19 protein-coding genes, 1 tRNA gene and 2 pseudogenes are annotated in these 20818 nt (G+C 66.6%); 15 read left to right on the plus strand and 7 right to left on the minus strand.

Going from position 1 to position 20818, the window contains the following annotated elements:
• Positions 1 to 51: 51 nt before the first annotated feature.
• On the minus strand, positions 52 to 201 hold the full coding sequence (locus AAHS21_RS18550) for a lipoprotein LpqH (RefSeq protein ID WP_342929145.1): 150 nt from the start codon (positions 199 to 201) through the stop codon (positions 52 to 54).
• On the opposite strand from AAHS21_RS18550, the pseudogene AAHS21_RS18555 reads away from it, so the two are divergent.
• The 5 genes and pseudogenes from AAHS21_RS18555 to AAHS21_RS18575 all read left to right on the plus strand — a co-directional run.
• Positions 152 to 334 (plus strand): annotated as a pseudogene (locus AAHS21_RS18555) (transcriptional regulator); the annotation flags it as partial. The gene AAHS21_RS18550 and the pseudogene AAHS21_RS18555 overlap by 50 nt on opposite strands.
• A gap of 91 nt (positions 335 to 425) precedes the next feature.
• Positions 426 to 1806, plus strand: a pseudogene (locus AAHS21_RS18560) (acyl-CoA dehydrogenase family protein).
• Positions 1807 to 1859: 53 nt separating this feature from the next.
• The gene (locus tag AAHS21_RS18565) at positions 1860 to 2840 is read left to right on the plus strand and encodes a pirin family protein (protein WP_342929054.1); all 981 of its coding nucleotides are present in this window, start codon (positions 1860 to 1862) and stop codon (positions 2838 to 2840) included.
• A complete protein-coding gene (locus AAHS21_RS18570) occupies positions 2837 to 3181 on the plus strand; it encodes a GNAT family N-acetyltransferase (RefSeq protein WP_342929055.1) in 345 nt (114 codons plus the stop codon). The genes AAHS21_RS18565 and AAHS21_RS18570 overlap by 4 nt, the downstream gene beginning before the upstream one ends.
• Before the next feature lie 335 nt (positions 3182 to 3516).
• On the plus strand, positions 3517 to 4875 hold the full coding sequence (locus tag AAHS21_RS18575; RefSeq protein WP_342929056.1) for a PPE domain-containing protein: 1359 nt from the start codon (positions 3517 to 3519) through the stop codon (positions 4873 to 4875).
• Between the two features lie 2 nt (positions 4876 to 4877).
• Here AAHS21_RS18575 and AAHS21_RS18580 read toward each other — a convergent pair whose 3' ends face one another.
• Positions 4878 to 5771, minus strand: coding sequence for a hypothetical protein (locus AAHS21_RS18580; protein ID WP_342929057.1), 894 nt, complete (start codon positions 5769 to 5771; stop codon positions 4878 to 4880).
• Between the two features lie 44 nt (positions 5772 to 5815).
• A complete protein-coding gene (locus AAHS21_RS18585) occupies positions 5816 to 6880 on the minus strand; it encodes a hypothetical protein (protein ID WP_342929058.1) in 1065 nt (354 codons plus the stop codon).
• A 226-nt stretch (positions 6881 to 7106) separates the two neighbouring features.
• Here AAHS21_RS18585 and AAHS21_RS18590 point away from each other — a divergent pair, with 226 nt between their 5' ends.
• Positions 7107 to 7517, plus strand: coding sequence for a helix-turn-helix domain-containing protein (locus tag AAHS21_RS18590; RefSeq protein WP_342929059.1), 411 nt, complete (start codon positions 7107 to 7109; stop codon positions 7515 to 7517).
• Positions 7518 to 7569: 52 nt separating this feature from the next.
• Here the strand turns inward: AAHS21_RS18590 and AAHS21_RS18595 are convergent.
• Positions 7570 to 7655: transfer RNA gene (locus AAHS21_RS18595), tRNA-Leu, on the minus strand.
• Positions 7656 to 7909: 254 nt separating this feature from the next.
• Here AAHS21_RS18595 and AAHS21_RS18600 point away from each other — a divergent pair.
• The 7 genes from AAHS21_RS18600 to pknB all read left to right on the plus strand — a co-directional run bounded on the left by AAHS21_RS18600 (position 7910) and on the right by pknB (position 17720).
• Complete coding sequence (locus AAHS21_RS18600) at positions 7910 to 9565, plus strand: FhaA domain-containing protein (RefSeq protein ID WP_342929060.1); 1656 nt, start codon at positions 7910 to 7912, stop codon at positions 9563 to 9565.
• A 108-nt stretch (positions 9566 to 9673) separates the two neighbouring features.
• Positions 9674 to 10141 (plus strand): FHA domain-containing protein, encoded by a 468-nt coding sequence (locus AAHS21_RS18605; protein WP_342929061.1) that lies wholly within the window; start codon positions 9674 to 9676, stop codon positions 10139 to 10141.
• A complete protein-coding gene (locus tag AAHS21_RS18610; protein ID WP_342929062.1) occupies positions 10138 to 11652 on the plus strand; it encodes a protein phosphatase 2C domain-containing protein in 1515 nt (504 codons plus the stop codon). The genes AAHS21_RS18605 and AAHS21_RS18610 overlap by 4 nt, the downstream gene beginning before the upstream one ends.
• Entirely contained in the window at positions 11649 to 13058 is a 1410-nt protein-coding gene (locus AAHS21_RS18615; RefSeq protein ID WP_342929063.1) for an FtsW/RodA/SpoVE family cell cycle protein, read from the plus strand. The genes AAHS21_RS18610 and AAHS21_RS18615 overlap by 4 nt, the downstream gene beginning before the upstream one ends.
• Complete coding sequence (gene pbpA, locus AAHS21_RS18620; protein WP_342929064.1) at positions 13055 to 14533, plus strand: D,D-transpeptidase PbpA; 1479 nt, start codon at positions 13055 to 13057, stop codon at positions 14531 to 14533. The genes AAHS21_RS18615 and pbpA overlap by 4 nt, the downstream gene beginning before the upstream one ends.
• On the plus strand, positions 14530 to 15843 hold the full coding sequence (locus AAHS21_RS18625; protein WP_342929065.1) for a serine/threonine-protein kinase: 1314 nt from the start codon (positions 14530 to 14532) through the stop codon (positions 15841 to 15843). The genes pbpA and AAHS21_RS18625 overlap by 4 nt, the downstream gene beginning before the upstream one ends.
• On the plus strand, positions 15840 to 17720 hold the full coding sequence (gene pknB / locus AAHS21_RS18630) for a Stk1 family PASTA domain-containing Ser/Thr kinase (protein ID WP_342929066.1): 1881 nt from the start codon (positions 15840 to 15842) through the stop codon (positions 17718 to 17720). The genes AAHS21_RS18625 and pknB overlap by 4 nt, the downstream gene beginning before the upstream one ends.
• Here pknB and AAHS21_RS18635 read toward each other — a convergent pair.
• On the minus strand, positions 17698 to 18384 hold the full coding sequence (locus tag AAHS21_RS18635; RefSeq protein ID WP_342929067.1) for an aminodeoxychorismate/anthranilate synthase component II: 687 nt from the start codon (positions 18382 to 18384) through the stop codon (positions 17698 to 17700). The two genes, pknB and AAHS21_RS18635, sit on opposite strands and share 23 nt — an antisense overlap.
• Before the next feature lie 42 nt (positions 18385 to 18426).
• Positions 18427 to 19170: a DUF881 domain-containing protein gene (locus AAHS21_RS18640; protein ID WP_342929068.1), complete on the minus strand. Its 744-nt coding sequence runs from the start codon at positions 19168 to 19170 to the stop codon at positions 18427 to 18429.
• Positions 19171 to 19288: 118 nt separating this feature from the next.
• Between AAHS21_RS18640 and crgA the strand changes: the two genes are divergently transcribed.
• Together crgA and AAHS21_RS18650 are read left to right on the plus strand one after the other, a co-directional pair.
• A complete protein-coding gene (gene crgA / locus AAHS21_RS18645; protein WP_313860613.1) occupies positions 19289 to 19570 on the plus strand; it encodes a cell division protein CrgA in 282 nt (93 codons plus the stop codon).
• A gap of 155 nt (positions 19571 to 19725) precedes the next feature.
• Positions 19726 to 20160 (plus strand): PH domain-containing protein, encoded by a 435-nt coding sequence (locus AAHS21_RS18650; RefSeq protein WP_342929069.1) that lies wholly within the window; start codon positions 19726 to 19728, stop codon positions 20158 to 20160.
• Between the two features lie 11 nt (positions 20161 to 20171).
• Here the strand turns inward: AAHS21_RS18650 and AAHS21_RS18655 are convergent, their stop codons facing one another.
• A complete protein-coding gene (locus tag AAHS21_RS18655) occupies positions 20172 to 20720 on the minus strand; it encodes a peptidylprolyl isomerase (RefSeq protein WP_096290711.1) in 549 nt (182 codons plus the stop codon).
• Between the last annotated feature and the right edge of the window lie 98 nt (positions 20721 to 20818).

Raw genomic sequence — 20818 nt, forward strand, 5'->3', positions numbered from 1 at the left:
AGCTGCGTCCCCTCTGGGCCTTCGGCCCCGACGATGTCTCGTTGGCCCGCGCTACGGGCAGGTCACGTCCATCTCAAAAGGCTTGGTTAACGTCTGCGGCTGGTCCGGATTGGTCATATCGGTACCGGTCGCAGTGCCCTTGATCGCGTAGTACCGCAAGCGCGACCAGCTGGCTCGAGCCCACGACGTCTTGCGGCGCATCGCCGCCGGCGAGATCAACTCCCGCCAGCTGCCCGAGAACGCGGCGTTGCTGGCCCGCAGCGAGCCCATCCCGGTGCCCGCAGTGGTGCTGCATTTGCCCATCGCACAGGTCGGCCCGCGTTCAGCAGCCTGACTGGCGCACCGCGACCGTGAACGTTTGTTCACCGAGTCGACCGGGTAGTCGACCGCGACGGAACAACAGTCCGTCGACCCGGAGGCCCATGATGACTTACGACCTGACCCCGACGGCCGCGCAGCACGACCTGGCCCGGCGGGCGCACGAATTCTCCGAGTCCGTGATCCGCCCGGTCGCGCTCGAGTACGACCAGCGGCAGGAGTTTCCCTGGCCGGTCCTCGAGGAAGCGGCCGAACGCGGCTTCTACAGTCCGCTGTTCTACCGCGACCTGATCGGTGATCGCACCGGCCTGTCGCTGCCGATGTTCATGGAGGAGTTGTTCTGGGGCTGCGCCGGAATCGGCTTGGCGATCGTGATGCCGGCGCTGGCTCTCTCGGCGATCGGTCAGGCCGCATCCCCCGAACAGATGCTGGAGTGGGCGCCCGAATGTTTCGGCACCCCAGGCGATCTCAAGCTCGCTGCCCTGGCGATTTCCGAGCCGGAGGGCGGCAGCGATGTACGCAATCTTCGCACCCGGGCACGCCGCGACGGCGACGACTGGATCATCGACGGGCACAAGATGTGGATCGGAAACGGCGGCATCGCCAACGTGCACGTCGTCAATGCCGTCGTCGACGAAGAACTCGGCCACCGCGGCCAGGCCCTCTTCGTGGTGCCGGGCGGCACGCCCGGCCTGGAACTGGTGCGCAAACTCGACAAACTGGGCTGTCGCGCATCCCACACCGCGGAGTTGCGCTTCAACAGCGTTCGCGTCCCCGCTGCCAATTTGCTTGGCGGGCAAGAGAAGCTAGAGCACAAACTCGCCAAGGCCCGCGCGGTCGTCGCGGGAGGACAGCGCTCGGGCTCGGCGACCCTGGGCACGTTCGAACAGACCCGCCCGATGGTCGCGGCCCAGGCGATCGGCATCGCGCGCGCGGCATTGGAGTACGCGACGGCATATGCCACGGAGCGCGAGGCGTTCGGCGCACCGATCATCGACAATCAGGGCATCGCTTTCCCGCTGGCCGACCTGGCCACAGATCGATGCGGCCCGGCTGCTGACCTGGCGGGCTTCCTGGATGGCCGCCAACGAAGTCCCCTTCGAGCGCGGCGAGGGCTCGATGGCCAAGCTCGCCGCCAGCGAAGTCGCCATCAAAGCCACCGAGCGCGCGGTCCAAACCATGGGAGGCTGGGGCTACATCACCGATCACCCTGTCGAGAAGTGGTATCGAGATGCCAAGCTGTACACCATCTTTGAGGGCACCAGCGAGATTCAGCGGATGGTCATCTCCAATGCGCGGGGCGCCACCGTGGGCACCCCGCCGCTGCACGTCGTGCTGGAACCGTCCGGCGGACCGCTGAACCGGATGTTCGGCCGGGGAGCCCCGTTGCGGTCCCGCGCCGCCGACGCCGCGTTGTCGGTGAAGGATCAGGTCCCCGAGCCGATCATGCGGGTGGCCATGCGGATGCTGCGGCCGCCGGGCAGGTAGGCCGGCGAGCGCGGGTAGCGTCGCCGTATCAGGCTCGCAACAGAGGGGGCACGGTGAGCAACCTCGAGAACGCGCCGGCCGAAGTCACCTGCAGCGCTACAGGGGTTGCGGAGACCGAGGTGCTACATCCGCGGGAAGTTCCGCTCGGCGGCCCGCGGGCCATCCGGGTGCAACGGACCCTGCCGCAGCGACAGCGGTCGCTGATCGGAGCCTGGTGCTTTATCGACCATTACGGCCCCGTCCGGGCGCGCATGGATGTACCCCCGCATCCGCACACCGGACTACAGACGGTGAGCTGGTTGTTCAGCGGGGAAGTGGAACATCGCGACAGTGCGGGAGTGCACGCCTTCGTCCGGCCCGGCGAGTTGAATCTGATGACCGCGGGTGCGGGGATTTGTCATTCCGAGGTCTCGGTCGAGTCGGACGCTGTTCTGCACGGACTGCAGCTGTGGGTCGCCCTGCCCGATTCCGATCGCGGCACCGAACGCGGCTTCGCACACTATGTGCCGGACCCCATCGCGCTGGCGGGCGCGCACGCGCGGGTGTTCCTGGGCGAGCTGGCCGGTAGCCGGTCTCCGGTGCATACGTTCACCCCGCTTCTCGGAGCCCAGATCGATCTCGACCCGAACGCCGAACTGCACCTCGACATCGACCCGGCGTTCGAGCACGGTGTGCTCTGCGATACCGGGACCGTGGCGATGAGCGGAACGACTCTCGCCGTCGCCGCGCTCGGCTATCAAGGCCCGGGCGGCGCAGCCGTGCACCTGCGCAATGTTGGGCAGCAGCCCGCGCGGGTAATGCTGTTGGGAGGCGTGCCGTTCCCCGAAGAGCTGCTGATGTGGTGGAACTTCGTCGGGCGCACTCACGATGAAATCGTCGGGTACCGCCAGCTTTGGGAGGACGCCGACGCACGCTTCGGCGCCGTCAGCGGCTACCGGGGCACGCTCACGCGGCTGCCGGCCCCAGCGCTGCCGACCGCCCGGCTACGGCCACGACCGATACCGAACGGAACGACTGGAGAGGAAACGACATGACGACAACCGATAAGACCGGCGCGGAAACCACCGTCACGGAGGGCCATCAGACGTACGCCATCGCCGTCGAAGGCAAGACGGTCGGCCACGCCGATTACGCGGACCGCGGCGAGCAGCGTGTCTTCTACCACACCGTGGTAGACCCGGAATTCGGCGGACGCGGCCTGGCGACCATCCTCATCGAGGAGGCCCTGAACGGGGCGCGGGATGCCGGCAAACGAATCGTCCCAGTGTGCTCGATGGTCGAGAGCGTGCTCAAGAAGCACCCCGAGTTCGACGATGTCACCGACCCCGTGACCGCCGAGGTACGAGGCTGGGCGCAAACCCAGCCCAGCAGCTAGCGGGCCGCCAGTCAACGGCGGCTTTACTGGAAGCGAACCTCCGGCACGGCCGCTGTCAACTGGCAGCTAAATTCCCGTCGGTGCGATTGGCGGCCCATGCGGTTTCGGCGGACAATGCCACGTGACTTAACGTGTTATCGCAGGGCAGCTGGGTAAATCGGGTACTCACTTAGCTAGACATGCCAGCGGCGGCAGTAGTAGCCGGACCTCCCAGCTAACTCACAGTCTCCGTGAGCAAAATGATGGACTCAGGCGGCCAGGCCAGGCCTTGGCGGCGTGTTCGTTTGCCGTTTACCCAAGCGGCGCGCGCCGGGCCTGCTCGATCGGAGGGAAAAGTGGACTTCGGGGTACTGCCGCCGGAGATCAACTCTGCGCGCATCTACGCCGGACCTGGCTCAGGACCGATGCTTGCCGCGGCGTCGGCATGGGAGGCCCTGGCCGCGGAGTTGTATTCGACAGCAACCTCCTATCAGGCGGCAATTGCTGAGCTGACCTCCGGACCCTGGCTGGGTCCGGCGGCAGCAACCATGGCCGGCGCCGCCGCTCCCCTTGTGGCCTGGTTGAGAACCGCCGGCGAGCAGGCGGAGCAGACGGGCAACCAGGCCGTTGCGGCGGCCGCCGCCTACGAGGCCGCGTTCGCGGAGACGGTGCCTCCGCCGGTGGTCGCCGCGAATCGCACTCTGCTGGCAGCGCTGGTCGCGACGAACTTCTTCGGGCAGAACACGAGTGCGATTGCGACTACCGAAGCGCAGTACAGCGAGATGTGGGCGCAGGACACCGGTGCCATGCAGTCCTACGCGACCTCGTCGGCATCGGCCACATCACTGACCCCGTTCGAGTCGCCGTCGTCGAGCACCAGCACCGACGGGACCGCCTACCAAGCCGACGCGGTCGCCCAAGCCGCCGGTACGTCCGTCGGCAACGCGCAGCAGAACGTCCAGCAAGCCATCTCCGCCGTCCCCAACGCGCTGATCAACCTGGCCAGCCCAGCCGACGCCTTTGGATTCGGGGGGCGGGACCTGCTTGGCCTGCTCGCGGACCTGAGTGCTGTTTTTCTCGATCCGGAGATCGGGGCGGCGGGACTTGCGGCCGACACCTCGCTGGGGACGACGGCTCTGCCCTACGACGTGGGCGGATATTGGACCGGTGTCCACACCGACGACATCGTCAGCGGCTGGGCCGGTGTACAGCCATGGCCGGGCAATGCGCCGGCACCGCCGACATCCTTTCCGGTGCTCACCGAACCGGCATCGACGGTTTCCGGGCAGTTCCGCCACGCGCCCTCGGTCGGGCGGCTGTCGGTGCCGCCGGCGTGGGTGGCCGCGGCCCCGGAATTACGCGCGATGACGACAGCACTGCCTGCCGCGACCGTCGGCGCCGCCGCCCAGGCCACGGGCTCCAGCGCGGGAAGCCTGTTCAGCCAGATGGCCCTGGCCAGCATGGCCGGACGCGCTATGGCGGGCACCACCGGCGGCGCTGGCGCTCGAACCCAGGAGCGCGTCGGGATCCCCGGGCGCAAACCCAAGGATTCCCGGCCTGCCGAACCGATCGAAGCGGCCCAGATTCCAGCGGGCGGCCCGATCACGAGTATCGCCGCCGAGCTGCGTGAGCTGGCCTCCCTGCGCGACGCCGGAATTCTCACCCAAGACGAATTCATCGAGCAGAAGCAGCGCCTGCTGCCGCGTGATCCCTAACGCTAGGCAGAGGTCAAATGCGCACTGGCGTCGTGTAACTCATTGCGGCGCAGTGCCATTGGCGTCACGGCAAGGACGTCGCCGGCTTCGACCACCGCACGGGTGATGGGAGTGAGAGCTCCGAACAGCGCCTCCACCTCGTCGTCGCTCAGTGCGTCAAGCGCCGACAGTCCGAGCGCATCGGTGCTCGATTCGACGTGATCTTTGAGTTCGGCGCCGGCGGCGGTGAGCGAGCCGTCCTCGTTCAGTAGCCCACGCTCGGCCAGCCGCTGCTCGTGGTGGCGCCATTCGGTCTCGTCGTAATCGCGAGTGCGCGCGATGTAGTCGCGCGGGACGCGGTCGGCCGCCGCATGCAGCACATTGCATTCCCGGCCCGAGATGCCTGCCGCGGTCAATACCGCCACATGGCCGTCACCGCGGTGTTCGCGCAACAGCGTGGTGGCATGCCACAGGGCGGCGAGCGGATTGTCCGGCCAGGGCAGGGCGCGGTTCGCGGCGAACAGCGGCCGCCCATCGACACCCGCCTGGCGCACCGCCTTTCCCGCTAATTCGGCTGCAACACTGACGTTTTCGTCTTCTTGCAGCCCGTAGCGGCGCAGCGCCGCGACCGCTGAGTCCTGGCGGGCGCGCAACGCGGCATCGGGACCGGCGATCTGCCAGGCGGCCGGCAAGGCCTTGGCCACCCGCTGGGCAGCGAAGTTGTGGAAGATCGCGGTCACCAGCTCCGCCGGGGCGATGCCCAGCGGGGCGGACCGGGCCGCGAAGTAGCCCATCCAAAAGCCCCGGTATCCCAGCCCGTCGAGTGCTGCCCGCGCCTCCGGCGCGAAGTAGGTCACCGCGTGCACCGGCTCGAAACGGTCATAGAAGCGTCGCGCCAGCTCTGGTTTTCTGCGCATGGTTGCAGTGAAGCACCCGGTCCGGACGCGACCGACCCCGGTCCCTACGTCGGTCCGGGAAGCTCGCCCAGCGCGCTCAGTTCGGCGTGTACTTGGCCGATCGCGGATTTGTACTGCTCGTCGCTGAGGGTCTTCGCGTAGTAGCGATCATTGCGCAGCTGATACTGCTGGGCGCGCAGTTCCCGGACGCGTTCGAGCCGGGCGGTGTCGTCGGCGGAGAAAGTAAGCTCCTGCAAGGAGATTCGACCCGCGAGAACTTCTTCAACCGGGGAAAGCCGATAGCCGCATCTCGCCAGAAATTCAAAATACACCTCGCAGTAATCGCGTTGCCCGCCTTGCCAGCTGCGGTTCGCGGTATGCCACTCGAAAGCGGCGAGCACCATCGCCATGATCACCGCGGCGGGCCGACTGTCGACATCGACCAGCGTCTCCAAGTCCTCGTATTCGGCGTCGTCGGTTCCCAGCAGCGCAGCCGCGACCTTCATGCTGGCGGGGCAGTGCAGCCTGGTGAGGAAATGGAAACTGCGGGCGACGAGGACTTCGGAGCCGGGCGGCGGCGGTGCCGCCCAGACGATGTTGTTGCGAATCCAGTCCCGCCGCGCTGCGGTGACGGCGGCGGCTCGCCGATCCAGTTCACGGAGCAGCACCCAGTCGCGCTTGGCATCGGCGGCTGCTTCGGATTCCAGCTTCACCGGTTGAGAACCGGCGTACGTAGTACCGGCCGTGATCTCGCTAAAAGCAAGTGGGCGCCCCATGTCCCAGGTCATATAGCCTGCGTAAACATCGAGCTCGACGGAATTGGCACGTCGGAGCAAGTCGCCCAATGTCGTTTTCCCGGGCAGCATTCGGCAGATCTGGTCCTCCAGGCGGAGGTCGTCACGGGTGTAGATCAGGCCGATGTCGCTGCGGCGGTTCAACTCATCGGTGTTGACGTCGACACGCCACCCCGCGGGCCCGGCAACCCCCGGGATGTAGTGGGCCGAGATCTCAACGAGAAGATCGTCGACGGTCGCGTCGTCAGAGAAAATCCAAAATTCTCGATGGGATTCGACGTCGTCTCCCATCGCCACCGAGCTGCGATCGATCGTGACCTTGACTGTGTCGGTCATGGCTCAAGTTCTACTGATCGCGGCGCGGACGGGGTAGTCACCCGATCGCTAATCGCGCTCAATGGGTGGCAATTGGGAAAGGCCACGACCCCTCGCGGAGTTCGTGGCCTTTGCGCCTGCGGTTCCAACCAACCGCCGTGGTGGGCGAAGGGGTCTGTGATTCATTGACATAGAGGACGGATGTCTCCCGACATAGAGGACAGCCCAGTGATCGCGAGGTGTCCTCATGTCCAAGGCCCGTTTGGTCGTTGCCGCCGTCGAGATTGAGCACCGGCCAATCAGTGAGGTCGCCCGAGATTATCGGGTGGCACGCTCATGGACCTATGTCCTGCTGGCCCGTTACCGTGCCCAGGGCCAGGCCGGACTCGAGCCGCGCTCACTGCGGCCAGGCATCCACTGGCGAGTGCGCACCGACCGCGTCGACAGCTACGGCAAGCTCACCCTGCGCCACGCCGCACGCCTGCACCACATCGGCATCGGCCACCGCTGGGCCAACACCCCCCTGCTCATGCTCATCGCCGACCTCAACATCCGCATCGTGGCCACCCCCGGCGGCCAACTCATCCGCGAACTCACCCTCGACACCAACACCGACTACCAACCCCAAAAACAGAAAACACCCCCAACCAACAACTGAGGGTGTTCACTATGTCGCGAGACATCTGTCCTCGATGTCTCGCGACATCACATGGTGGGCGAAGGGGGACTTGAACCCCCACGTCCCGAAGGACACTGGCACCTGAAGCCAGCGCGTCTGCCATTCCGCCACTCGCCCGGGGAAAACAACCGATGGACCATATCACTGTAGTGGCCGTTCGCACTAACCGCTGCGGTGGCCGGCCCCGCCCGTTCGGCGTCGGCGGTGGTGCCTCGGTATCAGTTTGACCTGCATGAATGTGATTCTCAGAATTCTCACGGTGACGCAGCCTCACCGTGTCCCGATAACATGCATGGGTGATGCGACACGCGGGCGGGTGGTTTGCCTTGCGCCGGCGATATACCGCGACAAGTGCGGGCGAGCGCTGAAGCATGGGTAGCCAACGGGGGCTCGCTGCCCGGATCGAGCGCAAGCTGGAGTCGACTGTCGGCGACGCATTTGCCCGCATGTTCGGGGGTTCGATCGTCCCCCAAGAGGTTGAGGCGCTTTTGCGCCGTGAAGCCGAGGACGGTCTGCAGCCGCTTCGCGGGAATCACCTTTTGGCGCCCAACGAATACGTCATTACCCTCGGTGTGCACGACTTCGAGAAGGTGGGCGCCGATCCGGATCTCACGTCGAGCGCATTCGGTCGATACCTGGCCGACTATATCCATGAACAGGGGTGGGAAACGTATGGTGATGTCGTCGTTCGGTTCGAGCAATTGCCGAACCTGCATACCGGACAGTTTCGCGCCCGCGGTTCTGTCAACCCCGATGTCGAGCCCCGCCCGAAGTTCAATGATCCCGCCCGGCCACAATCAAGTCAGGCGTTCAGCGCAGAACCAGGAGTACCACCAATGACTGACAACTCGAGCTACCGCGGTCAGGGGCAGGGGCGTCCCGGCGACGAGTATTACGACGAGCGTTACGGGCGTCCGCAGGACGACCAGCGCGGCGGGCAGGAACCCCAGGGCGGGCACGACCCTCGCGGCGGATATCCGCAGGAGCCGGGCGGTTACCCGGCGCAGGGCGGTTACCAGGCGCCTCGCCCCCCCGAACAGGGCGGCTACCAAGAGCAGCGCGGCGGGTACCCCGAGCAGGGCGGCTACCCGGACCAGCGCGGGGGCTATCCCGAACAAGGCGGCTATCCGCAGCAAGGCGGCTACCCCGGCCAGGGCGGCTACCCGGAACAGGGTCGCGGTTACGACCAGGGTCAGGCCGGCTACCCGCCGTCGTATGAGCAGCGGCCGCCTGCCGGCGGCGGCTATGGCGGCCCGGGTTACGACCAGGGCGGTCAGGGTTACGACCAAGGCGGTCAGGGTTACGACCAGGGCTACCGCCAGGGCGGCGGCTACGGACAGCCCGGCGGTGGCCAGCAGGGCTACGGCGGCGGTTACAGCGAGTACGGTCGCGGTCCGGCTCGTCCCGAAGAAGGCGGCTATGCCCCCCCGGGCGCCCCAAGCGCGCCCGAGCAGCAGCGGCCGTCCTACCCGGACCAGGCTGGCGGATACGACCACGGCTACCAGCCGGGTGGCCAGGGTTACGGCGGCCAGCAGGAGTACGGCGGCGGGGACTACACCCAGTACGCGGAGAACGTTCCGGCCGGTGGGTATGGCCAGCAGGCCGGGGCTGGATACCCCGAAACCGCGCACCGCGACTACGAGTACGGCCAGCAAGGCGAGTACGGCCAGCAGGCCGACTATGGTCAGCAGGCCGGCGGCGGCTACGGCGGTTACGGCCAGGGCGGTTATGGGTCGGCCGGGGCGGCGGTCACGCTGCAGCTCGACGACGGCAGCGGCCGGACCTACCAGCTGCGCGACGGATCGAACATCGTCGGTCGCGGACAAGACGCCCAGTTCCGGTTGCCAGACACCGGTGTGTCACGGCGCCACCTGGAAATCCGCTGGGACGGACAGGTCGCCCTGCTGTCCGACCTCAACTCCACCAACGGCACGACTGTGAACAATGCGCCGGTACAGGAGTGGCAGTTGGCCGATGGCGACGTGATCCGCTTGGGCCACTCGGAGATCATCGTCCGGATCCACTGAACGCACCGGGCATAAGCTGCCGTGCTTCGCCCCGCGTCGACCGCCCTCCAAGTATCGTGACGTTGCTTGGTTTCATGAGGTGCGGCGCCAGGACGGAAAGGACGCCAGATGCAGGGACTGGTACTGCAGCTGACGCGCGCCGGATTTTTAATGCTGTTATGGGTATTCATCTGGGCCGTTCTCCGGATCTTGAAGACTGACATCTACGCACCAACCGGTGCGGTCATGGTTCGCCGCGGTTTGGTATTGCGCGGCACGTTGCTGCCATCCCGCCAGCGCCGCCATGCCGCCCGCTATCTGGTGGTGACCGAAGGAGCGTTGGCAGGTGCACGCATCACGCTCAGCGGGCAGCCGGTGTTGATCGGACGCGCGGACGACTCGACGCTGGTGCTGACCGACGACTATGCCTCAACGCGGCACGCCCGGCTGTCTCAGCGCGGCTCCGAATGGTACGTCGAGGATCTAGGATCGACCAACGGCACTTACCTTGACAGGGCGAAGGTGACCACTGCGGTACGAGTTCCTATCGGAACGCCGATTCGGATCGGCAAGACGGCAATCGAGCTGCGCCCGTGACTTTGGTCCTGCGATATGCCGCGCGCAGCGACCGCGGCCTGGTACGCGCCAATAACGAAGACTCGGTCTATGCCGGCGCTCGACTTCTGGCCCTGGCCGACGGCATGGGCGGCCACGCCGCCGGCGAGGTCGCGTCCCAGTTGGTGATCGCCGCGTTGGCTCACCTCGACGATGACGAACCCGGAGGCGACCTGCTCGCCAAGCTCGATACGGCGGTGCGCGCCGGCAATTCGGCCATCGCCGCACAGGTAGAGATGGAGCCCGACCTCGAAGGGATGGGCACCACGCTGACCGCAATCCTGTTCGCGGGCAACCGGCTTGGGCTGGTGCACATCGGAGACTCGCGCGGCTACCTGCTCCGCGACGGCGAGCTGACCCAGATCACCAAGGACGACACCTTCGTCCAAACCTTGGTCGACGAGGGGCGGATCACCAAGGAAGAAGCGCACAGCCACCCGCAGCGATCGCTGATCATGCGCGCGCTGACCGGCCACGAGGTCGAGCCCACCTTGACGATGCGCGAGGCCCGCGCCGGTGACCGCTACCTGCTCTGTTCCGACGGGCTGTCCGATCCGGTCAGCGACGAGACCATCCACGAGGCGCTGCAGATTCCCGACGTCGCCGAAAGTGCTTACCGCCTAATCGAATTGGCGCTGCGCGGCGGCGGTCCCGACAACGTGACGGTGGTGGTCGCCGACGTCGTCGACTACGACTACGGCCAGACCCAGCCGATTCTCGCCGGTGCGGTATCCGGTGAGGAAGACCAGCTGACGCTGCCCAACACCTCGGCGGGCCGGGCTTCCGCGATCGGTCCCCGCAAAGAAGCCGCCAAACGCGTTGTGCCGCAAGAGGAGCCAGCGCCCCGGCCACGCTTTGCGTGGCGCCGGATGGTGATCGTCGTGACGCTAGTGGTGCTGCTGGCACTCACCGGCCTGGCCATCGGGCGGGCCATCATCCGAAGCAACTACTACGTCGCCGAAAACGACGGCGCGGTTTCGATCATGAAGGGGATTCAAGGGTCGCTGCTGGGCATGTCCCTGCACGAACCCTATTTGGTGGGCTGTCTGAACGCACGCAACGACCTGTCGATCATTAGTTTCAGTCAATCCGGTGGCCATCCCGACTGCCGGCTCATGCAGTTGCAGGATCTGCGCCCCGCCGCACGCGCGCAAGTGTTGGCCGGGCTGCCGGCCGGCACGCTCGATGAGGCCGAATCGCAGCTGAAAGAATTGTCGGCCAACAACCTCCTGCCGCCCTGCCCGCCGCCGCGCGCGACGTCGCCACCCGGGTCGCCGAGCCCGGCGACCAGCGGAACGACACCGCCGAGCGCCCCTGTGCCCACCACCCCTTCCAGCGGACCCCCACCCAGCAGCACAGCTCCGAGTACCGCCCCCGCCAGTACCCCTCCGGCACCGCCCGCGACCCCGTCGCCCACGACCACTTCCCCGGCGGTGACTACGCTCCCGCCACCCCCACCTCAGCCGGGCATCGACTGCCGGGCGGCTGCATGACCACACAGGTCCAACCGCCGGTCACGGTGACGCCGCCGTTGCGGACCCGGCGTAACTCCGAGTTCCTGCTGTTGTGCTTCGCCGCGGTGATCACCGTCGCCGCGTTGCTGATCGTCGACGCCAACCAGGAGCGCGGCCTGCGCTGGGGTGTGGTCAGCTACGGGCTGGCCTTCCTGGCCTTGTTCGGCGGCGCGCACCTGGCCATTAGGCGCTTCGCCCCCTACACCGACCCGCTACTGCTGCCAATTGTGGCGCTGCTCAACGGACTTGGCTTGGTGATGATCCACCGGCTCGACCTGGTCGGCAATGAGCTCAGCGGTCGTCATCACCCGAGCGCAACCCAGCAGATGTTGTGGACACTGGTCAGCGTTGCCGCGTTCGCGCTCGTCGTCACGTTCCTCAAAGACCACCGGCAGCTGGCGCGCTATGGCTACATATTTGGGCTCACGGGTCTGGTCTTCTTGGCGATCCCCGCCCTGCTGCCCGCCTCGCTGTCCGAGCAGAACGGTGCCAAGATCTGGATTCGCTTGCCGGGCTTCTCGATTCAGCCTGCCGAGTTCTCCAAGATTCTGCTGCTGATCTTCTTTTCCGCTGTGCTGGTCGCCAAGCGCGGCCTGTTCACCAGCGTCGGCAAGCACCTGATGGGAATGACCCTGCCCCGCCCGCGGGACCTCGCGCCGCTGTTGGCGGCGTGGGTGACCTCGATCGCTGTGATGGTCTTCGAGAAAGACCTCGGCACTTCGCTACTGCTGTACGCGTCGTTTCTGGTAGTGGTCTACCTGGCCACCCAGCGCTTCAGCTGGGTGATCATCGGCTTGGTGCTGTTTGCCGCGGGAAGCGTTGTCGCATATTTCATTTTCGCGCATGTACGGACGCGCGTGCAGATGTGGTGGGACCCGTTCTCCGACCCCGACGGCAGCGGCTACCAGATCGTGCAGTCACTTTTCAGCTTTGCTACCGGGGGCATCTTCGGCACCGGTCTGGGCAACGGGCAGCCCGACACGGTACCGGCCGCATCCACCGATTTCATCATCGCCGCCTTCGGTGAAGAGCTCGGACTGGTCGGGCTGGCCAGCATCTTGATGCTGTACACCATCGTGATCGTTCGGGGCATGCGCACGGCGATCGCCACCCGCGACAGCTTCGGCAAGCTGTTGGCCGCGGGTCTCGCGTCGACGCTGGCGATCCAGTTGTTCATCGTCGTCGGCGGCGTCACCCAGCTCATTCCGCTGACCGGGCTGACGACGCCGTGGATGTCATACGGCGGATCCTCGCTGCTGGCCAACTACGTGCTGTTGGCCATCCTGGCGCGGATTTCACACAGCGCCCGACACCCGTTGCGATCCCGCACGCGCGACACGTCGCCAATCGCGGCGGCCGGCACCGAGGTGATCCAGAAGGTATGAACACCTCTCTCCGCCGGATCTCGATGACCGTGATGGCGTTGATCGTGCTCCTTCTGCTCAACGCGACCATGACGCAGGTGTTCGCCGCTGACGGGTTGCGGGCCGACCCACGCAATCAGCGGGTCCTGCTCGACGAGTACTCGCGTCAGCGCGGCCAGATCATCGCGGGCGGCCAGCTGCTGGCCTACTCGGTCGCCACCGACAGCCGGTACCGTTTCCTGCGGGTGTACCCCAACCCCGCGGTATATGCGCCGATCACCGGCTTCTATTCGCTGCGCTACTCCAGCTCCGGCCTGGAGCGTGCCGAGGACTCGCTGCTCAACGGTTCCGACGAGCGGCTGTTCGGGCGCCGGCTGGCCGACTTCTTCACCGGCCGCGATCCCCGCGGCGGCAATGTCGACACCACGATCAATCCCCGGATGCAGCAGGCGGCCTGGGACGGGATGCAGCAGGGTTGCGGCGGCCCGCCGTGCAAGGGAGCCGTGGTGGCTCTGGAGCCGTCCACCGGCAAGATCCTGGCCATGGTGTCTTCGCCGTCGTATGACCCCAACCTGCTGGCCTCGCACGACGCCGAGGTGCAGGCGCAGGCATGGCAGCGGCTGCGCGACGATCCGGACAACCCGCTCACCAACCGGGCGATCTCGGAGACCTACCCACCCGGGTCGACCTTCAAGGTGATCACCACCGCGGCGGCGCTGCAGGCCGGTGCCAAGGATGACGAGCAGCTGACGGCGGCGCCCACGATCCCGCTGCCCAACAGCACCGCGACGCTGGAGAACTACGGTGGCACGCCGTGTGGCGACCAACCGACCGTGTCGCTGAGCGAGGCCTTCGCCAAGTCGTGCAACACGGCATTTGTCCAGCTGGGCATCCTTACTGGGTCCGAGGCGCTGCGCAGCATGGCGCATTCGTTCGGCCTGGATAGCAGCCCGAGCGTCATTCCGCTTCAGGTGGCGGAATCGACGGTTGGGATAATCGCGGATGCCGCCGCTCTCGGGATGTCTAGCATCGGGCAGAAGGACGTGGCACTGACTCCGCTGCAGAACGCGGAGATCGCCGCGACCATCGCGAACGACGGCGTGATGATGCAGCCTTACCTGGTCGAGAGCCTCAAGGGACCGGACTTGGCCAACATCAGCACGACTGCGCCCTATCAGCAGCGTCGCGCGGTATCCCCGCAGATCGCCGCTAAGCTGACAGAGCTCATGGTCGGTGCCGAGAAGGCTGCACAGCAGAAAGGGGCCATTCCCGGCGTGCAGATCGCATCCAAGACCGGTACCGCAGAGCATGGCGCCGACCCGCGCAACACTCCGCCGCACGCGTGGTACATCGCGTTCGCGCCCGCGCAGGCACCGAAGGTTGCCGTGGCCGTGCTCGTGGAAAACGGTGCCGACCGCCTCTCCGCGACCGGCGGTGCGCTCGCGGCGCCGATCGGACGGGCCGTCATCCAGGCCGCATTGCAGGGGGGGCCATGAGCCCACGAGTTGGAGTGACGCTGTCGGGCAGGTACCGGCTGCAGCGCCTCATCGCTACCGGCGGCATGGGCCAGGTCTGGGAGGCGGTGGACAGCCGGCTGGGCCGGCGCGTAGCGGTCAAGGTCCTCAAGGCGGAGTTCTCTCAGGACCCGGAGTTCATCGAGCGGTTCCGCGCCGAGGCGCGCACCACCGCGATGCTCAATCACCCGGGTATCGCCGCCGTGCACGACTACGGGGAAAGCCAGATGGACGGCGAGGGCCGCACCGCCTATCTGGTGATGGAGCTGGTCAACGGTGAGCCGCTGAACTCGGTGCTCAAGCGCACCGGCCGGCTGTCGCTGCGGCACGCACTGGACATGCTCGAGCAGACGGGCCGTGCGCTGCAGATCGCGCACGCCGCCGGGCTGGTACACCGCGACGTCAAACCCGGCAACATCCTGATCACCCCGACCGGCCAGGTGAAGATCACCGACTTCGGTATCGCCAAGGCCGTCGATGCCGCGCCGGTCACCCAGACCGGCATGGTGATGGGCACCGCTCAATACATCGCGCCCGAACAGGCGCTGGGCCATGACGCCACCCCCTCCAGTGACGTGTACTCCCTGGGAGTTGTTGGCTACGAAGTGGTTTCGGGGAAGAGACCATTCACCGGTGACGGCGCCCTGACGGTCGCGATGAAGCACATCAAGGAGCCTCCGCCGCCGCTGCCGCCCGAGCTTCCGCCCAACGTGCGCGAACTCATCGAGATCACGCTGGTGAAGAACCCCGGCATGCGCTACCGCAGCGGTGGCCCCTTCGCCGACGCCGTGGCGGCGGTCCGCGCCGGGCGCCGTCCACCACGGCCGAGCCAATCGCCGCCGCCCGGACGGGCCGCGCCGGCGGCCATACCGTCCAGTCCGCAGACCCGTACCACCGCCGCACCCAGTGCGCGAGGCGGTGCACCCACCCGGTCGCGGCCGGCCACGAGCAGTCGTCGTCCACCGCCGGCCCGTCGCACCTTTTCGTCGGGTCAGCGCGCGCTGCTGTGGGCCGCCGGGGTGCTGGGCGCGCTCGCCATCATCATCGCGGTGCTGATCGTCATCAATTCCCGTGGCGACACTCAGCAACAGCCTCCGCCTCCGACAGTCACCGACACCGGGACGCCGCCGGCGAGCAAGACTCCCAGCGGTTCGGGCCCGAGTTTGCGGCTGGATTGGACGGATCGCGGCGCGATAAGTAATTCTGGATTCCACAGCAGGCCACCCGAACTGAGCTGGGCTACCCCCTCAACGCCCAGCCGGTCGACGGCCCGACACGAGACAGCGCAATGACCACCCCGCAACACCTGTCCGACCGCTACGAACTGGGCGACATACTCGGTTTCGGCGGTATGTCGGAGGTTCACCTAGCCCGCGACGTCCGCTTGCACCGCGACGTCGCGGTGAAGGTGCTGCGCGCCGATCTGGCCCGCGATCCGAGCTTCTACTTGCGCTTCCGTCGCGAGGCGCAAAACGCCGCGGCACTCAACCACCCCGCGATCGTCGCCGTCTATGACACCGGCGAGGCTGAGACGCCCGCCGGTCCGCTGCCCTACATCGTCATGGAATACGTCGACGGTGTCACCTTGCGCGACATCGTGCACAACGACGGACCCCTGCCGCCACGCCGCGCGATCGAGATCATCGCCGACGCGTGCCAGGCCTTGAACTTCAGCCACCAGAACGGCATCATCCACCGCGACGTCAAGCCGGCGAACATCATGATCAGCACGACCAACGCGGTCAAGGTGATGGACTTCGGCATCGCGCGGGCCATCGCCGACAGCGGCAACAGCGTCACCCAGACCGCGGCCGTGATCGGTACCGCGCAGTACCTCTCGCCGGAGCAGGCACGTGGCGATTCCGTGGACGCCCGCTCCGATGTCTACTCGCTGGGTTGTGTGCTTTATGAAATCCTCACGGGGGAGCCACCTTTCACCGGCGACTCACCGGTTTCGGTTGCCTACCAACATGTCCGGGAAGATCCGGTACCGCCGTCGAAACGGCACGCGGGCATTTCCCCCGACCTCGATGCCGTCGTGCTCAAGGCGTTGGCCAAGAACCCGGACAACCGATATCAGACCGCGGCGGAGATGCGCGCCGACCTGGTTCGTGTGCACAACGGGGAGCCCCCGGAAGCCCCGAAGGTGCTGACCGACGCCGAGCGGACCTCGCTGATGGCCTCGACGGGACCCGGTCACGGGAGTCCACGCACCGACCCGCTGCCCCGCCAACGCCTCACCGAGACCGACCCGGATCGGATGGGCGGTCCGGTCGGTCGCTGGGTCGTCGCGGTGGCCGTACTGGCAGTGCTCACGATTGTCGTCGTCATCGCGTTCAACACGTTCGGTGGCTCGACCCGCGACGTGCAGGTGCCCGACATGCGAGGCCAGGTGTCCGCCGATGCCGTTGCGGCCCTGCAGAATCGCGGCTTCAAGACCCGCACGCTGCAGAAGCCCGACTCGTCGATCCCGCCCGACCATGTCATCAGCACCGACCCCGGCGCCAACGCGTCGGTGGCGGCCGGCGACGAGATCACGATCAACGTCTCGACCGGACCCGAACAGCGCGAAGTTCCCGACGTGTCCTCGATGAGTTACTCCGACGCGGTGAGCAAGCTGAAGGCCGCCGGGTTCACCAAGTTCAAACAGGCGAACTCGCCGTCGACCCCGGAACTGCTGGGCAAGGTGATCGGCACCAACCCGCCGGCCAACCAGACGTCGGCGATCACCAACGTGATCACCGTGATCGTGGGCTCCGGACCGGAGACCAAGCAGGTTCCCGACGTCGCGGGTCAGACCGTCGACATCGCGCAGAAGAACCTCACGGTCTACGGTTTCACCAAGCTCACCCAGACGGCGGTGGACAGCCCGCGGCCCGCCGGCGAGGTGATCGGGACCAATCCGCCCAAGGGGCAGACGGTTCCGGTGGACTCGATCATCGAGCTGCAGGTGTCCAAGGGCAATCAGTTCCTGATGCCCGACCTGACCGGCATGTTCTGGACGGACGCCGAACCACGACTACGCGCGCTGGGCTGGACCGGGGTTCTGGACAAGGGCGCCGACGTCGACGCCGGCGGCTCCCAGTCCCACAAGGTGGTGTATCAGAACCCGCCCGCCGGCGCCGGGGTCAACCGGGACGGCATCATCACGCTGAAGTTCGGTCAGTAGCCGCCGGTTCGGCCGGGAAAAACGGCCGCACCGCGGAACGAACCTCGTTCTCCAGCCGACGGATCAGGGTGTCGTCGCGCGACCATCCGCAATCGGCCAGCCAATTGGCCAGCATCCGGTGACCGCCCTCGGTGAGGATCGACTCCGGATGGAACTGCACACCGTGGATCGGCAGCTCGGTATGGCGCACCGCCATGATGACACCGCTGCGGGTGTGGGCCGTCGCCTCGAGGACCGGCGGCAGCGATTCGGGCAGAATCGTCAGCGAGTGGTAGCGGGTCGCGGTAAAAGGATCCGGAAGCCCTTGCAGCACACCGGCGTTGGTGTGGTGGACGCTGCTGGTCTTGCCGTGCAGCAATTCGGGTGCGCGGTCGACGGTGGCGCCGAACGCGACCCCGATGGCCTGGTGCCCGAGGCAGACGCCGAGCAGCGGAGTGGCGGCCGCGGCGCACGCGCGAACCAGCTCGATCGAGGCACCGGCACGTTCCGGTGTGCCGGGCCCGGGGCTGAGCAGCACACCGTCGAACTGCGCGGCGACCGCGGCTTCATCGGAGAGCCTGGCGTCGTCGTTGCGCCACACGTCAGCCTCGACTCCGAGTTGCCCCAGGTACTGCACGAGGTTGAACACGAAGCTGTCGTAGTTGTCGACAACCAGGATGCGCATCGTGTCAGGTTACCGCCCCGCCGACCACTGGTCAGTGGGCCCTCAGTAGCCGACCGGACCGGCCGGCTGCGCGAAATGCGTCCGGACCGGTTCGGTGTGGCCGGCGATCTGCACGTCGGGCTTGACGTCCTCGTGGTAGCCGAGCCCGAACCGGACGACGTACTGCTTGTAGAGAATCACCAGGGGAGCGCCGGCCAGGGCCGCCTGCATTGCCGCCGCGTTACCGATCGCGGTGACCGTGTAGGGCGGGCTGTAGGTGCGGCCGTTGAGCAGCAGCGTGTTGCCGACGCAGCGCGGCACCGACGACGCGATGAGGCGCTGATCCTGCATCTGGATCGCTTCCGCACCGGCGCTCCACAGCGCGTTGAGCACGGCCTGGATGTCTTGCTGGTGCACCACCAGGTCGTCAGGGGAGGCATCGCGCGGGAAGCGCCCGTTGGCGTCGCGCTGGGCGTCATCGAGGGTCACCACCAGGCCGGGCCCGTGCACCGGGGTCATATCCGCCTCGGCTGCCAGTTCTGCCGAACGACGCAGCATGGCCGCCAAAGCGGCATCGGAAGACCGCAAATGCGTCGATTCGATCTTGCTTTCCAGTTCGTCGCGTTCGGCCTTGAGGCGATTCACCGAGGACTGGGTCTCGCGCACCAGATCGACCAGCCGGGGTGCATCGCTGCGGCGAATCTCGGCACCGCCGGACACCCCATGGGTGGCCGCCAGCAGCAGTCCGGCCAGCAGGCAAACCAACGGGACACCGAAGCGCCATGGTGACCGGCCGGTCGGCATCATCGAGTCTCCAATTTCCTGGACGGGGGGCCAGGTGGGTTAATCTCGTAGCCAAGCCCTGCGTGTAGCTACAACCGCTATCGTTGCACCCCGTCCCGCTCACCGTGATCCCGAGGTAATCATGCCCAAGTCCAAAGTCCGCAAGAAGAACGACTTCACCGTCAGCGCGGTCAGCCGGACGCCGGTGAAAGTGAAGGTCGGACCGTCCAGCGTGTGGTTCGTGGCGCTGTTCGTGGGTCTGATGCTGATCGGTTTGGTTTGGCTGATGGTGTTCCAGTTGGCCGCCGTCGGAAGCCAGGCGCCGACCGCCCTCAACTGGATGGCGCATCTCGGCCCGTGGAACTACGCGATCGCGTTCGCTTTCATGATCACCGGCTTGTTGCTCACGATGCGCTGGCACTAACCAAGATCAAATGTCGGATGAATTCATCTCGGGGTCGATCCAGGGCTGAGCCAGCAACCTTGTGAGTACCCAATCACACGCGTGTGATTTATCCCCACTGTTGATAGCTGATGTGGATAACTGCATCGGCAGTGGTGGGAGGGGTTAAGCGCGCCATGCAGCAAACACGATGGGAGCCGCGCGCGGCGGGAGTCGCTGGTTGTGGCCTCGGCGGGTTGTTCATGGCTATCGCCAGTGTGACCGTGGTCACAGACCCGCCGGGCCGCCTCATCGTGGGGATTGCCGGGGTGGGTCTGCTGTTGTTTGCGGGCGCGACGTGGCGCGCACGCCCGAAGCTGGCAATTACCCCTGCCGGCTTGGTGATTCGGGGATGGTTCCGAACGCAGGTATGGCAACACTCCGACATCAAGATCATCCGGATCACCGAGTTCCGCCGCATGGGGCGCAAGGTGCGGTTCCTCGAAGTGGAAACGGCCGATGACAGCCTGGTGCTGTTTTCCCGCTGGGACCTCGGCACCGAGCCACTGGACGTGCTCGATGCGCTTACCGACGCCGGCTATGCCGGCCGAAATGGTGCCCGGCCGGCATAGCCAGAAGCGGTCTAGGAGATCGTGATCGACTCGATGACGACCGGTTCGGTCGGCCGGTCGTTGCCGTCGGTCGCCGTCGTCGCGATCGCGTCGACCACCTTCTGCGACTCGGGCTCGGTCACCTCGCCGAAGATGGTGTGGCGCCGGTTCAGGTGTGGCGTCTGCCCGACGGTGATGAAGAACTGCGAACCGTTGGTGCCCGGGCCTGCGTTGGCCATCGCCAGCAGGTAGGGCTTGTCGAACTGCAGCTCGGGGTGGAACTCGTCAGCGAACTGGTAGCCCGGGCCGCCGCGGCCGGTCCCGGTCGGATCGCCGCCCTGGATCATGAAGCCCTGGATCACTCTGTGAAAGACCGCGCCATCGTAGAACGGACCGGAAGGACTGCCCGACGCGTTTTGGGTCGAGTACTCCTTGGTGCCCTGCGCCAGGCCGACGAAGTTGGCGACGGTCTTGGGGGCGTGGTTTCCAAACAGGGCGATCTTGATGTCGCCGCGGTTGGTGTGCAGTGTGGCAGTGGCAGTCTGATACGGGCTGTTGGTCACGACACCAGAGTCTGCCACTCCGCGCAGACCCGCCCGCACCGGGTGTCGTTCGGCGCCGCAGGGCACCGAAAATCCCGCCGGCACGCGGTAATAGGAGCGCCGGTGTTTTCATGGTG

This window comes from Mycobacterium sp. 050272 (assembly GCF_039023525.1).
In the GTDB taxonomy this organism is placed as follows: domain Bacteria; phylum Actinomycetota; class Actinomycetes; order Mycobacteriales; family Mycobacteriaceae; genus Mycobacterium.

What these genes read in the sequence shown, in the direction of transcription:
- AAHS21_RS18550 (WP_342929145.1), bottom strand. Translation starts at nt 201, where the DNA reads ATGCGCCGCAAGACGTCGTGGGCTCGAGCCAGCTGGTCGCGCTTGCGG.
- AAHS21_RS18570 (WP_342929055.1), top strand. Translation starts at nt 2,837, where the DNA reads ATGACGACAACCGATAAGACCGGCGCGGAAACCACCGTCACGGAGGGC.
- AAHS21_RS18580 (WP_342929057.1), bottom strand. Translation starts at nt 5,771, where the DNA reads ATGCGCAGAAAACCAGAGCTGGCGCGACGCTTCTATGACCGTTTCGAG.
- AAHS21_RS18585 (WP_342929058.1), bottom strand. Translation starts at nt 6,880, where the DNA reads ATGACCGACACAGTCAAGGTCACGATCGATCGCAGCTCGGTGGCGATG.
- AAHS21_RS18590 (WP_342929059.1), top strand. Translation starts at nt 7,107, where the DNA reads ATGTCCAAGGCCCGTTTGGTCGTTGCCGCCGTCGAGATTGAGCACCGG.
- AAHS21_RS18600 (WP_342929060.1), top strand. Translation starts at nt 7,910, where the DNA reads ATGGGTAGCCAACGGGGGCTCGCTGCCCGGATCGAGCGCAAGCTGGAG.
- AAHS21_RS18605 (WP_342929061.1), top strand. Translation starts at nt 9,674, where the DNA reads ATGCAGGGACTGGTACTGCAGCTGACGCGCGCCGGATTTTTAATGCTG.
- AAHS21_RS18615 (WP_342929063.1), top strand. Translation starts at nt 11,649, where the DNA reads ATGACCACACAGGTCCAACCGCCGGTCACGGTGACGCCGCCGTTGCGG.
- pbpA (WP_342929064.1), top strand. Translation starts at nt 13,055, where the DNA reads ATGAACACCTCTCTCCGCCGGATCTCGATGACCGTGATGGCGTTGATC.
- AAHS21_RS18625 (WP_342929065.1), top strand. Translation starts at nt 14,530, where the DNA reads ATGAGCCCACGAGTTGGAGTGACGCTGTCGGGCAGGTACCGGCTGCAG.
- pknB (WP_342929066.1), top strand. Translation starts at nt 15,840, where the DNA reads ATGACCACCCCGCAACACCTGTCCGACCGCTACGAACTGGGCGACATA.
- AAHS21_RS18635 (WP_342929067.1), bottom strand. Translation starts at nt 18,384, where the DNA reads ATGCGCATCCTGGTTGTCGACAACTACGACAGCTTCGTGTTCAACCTC.
- AAHS21_RS18640 (WP_342929068.1), bottom strand. Translation starts at nt 19,170, where the DNA reads ATGATGCCGACCGGCCGGTCACCATGGCGCTTCGGTGTCCCGTTGGTT.
- crgA (WP_313860613.1), top strand. Translation starts at nt 19,289, where the DNA reads ATGCCCAAGTCCAAAGTCCGCAAGAAGAACGACTTCACCGTCAGCGCG.
- AAHS21_RS18650 (WP_342929069.1), top strand. Translation starts at nt 19,726, where the DNA reads ATGCAGCAAACACGATGGGAGCCGCGCGCGGCGGGAGTCGCTGGTTGT.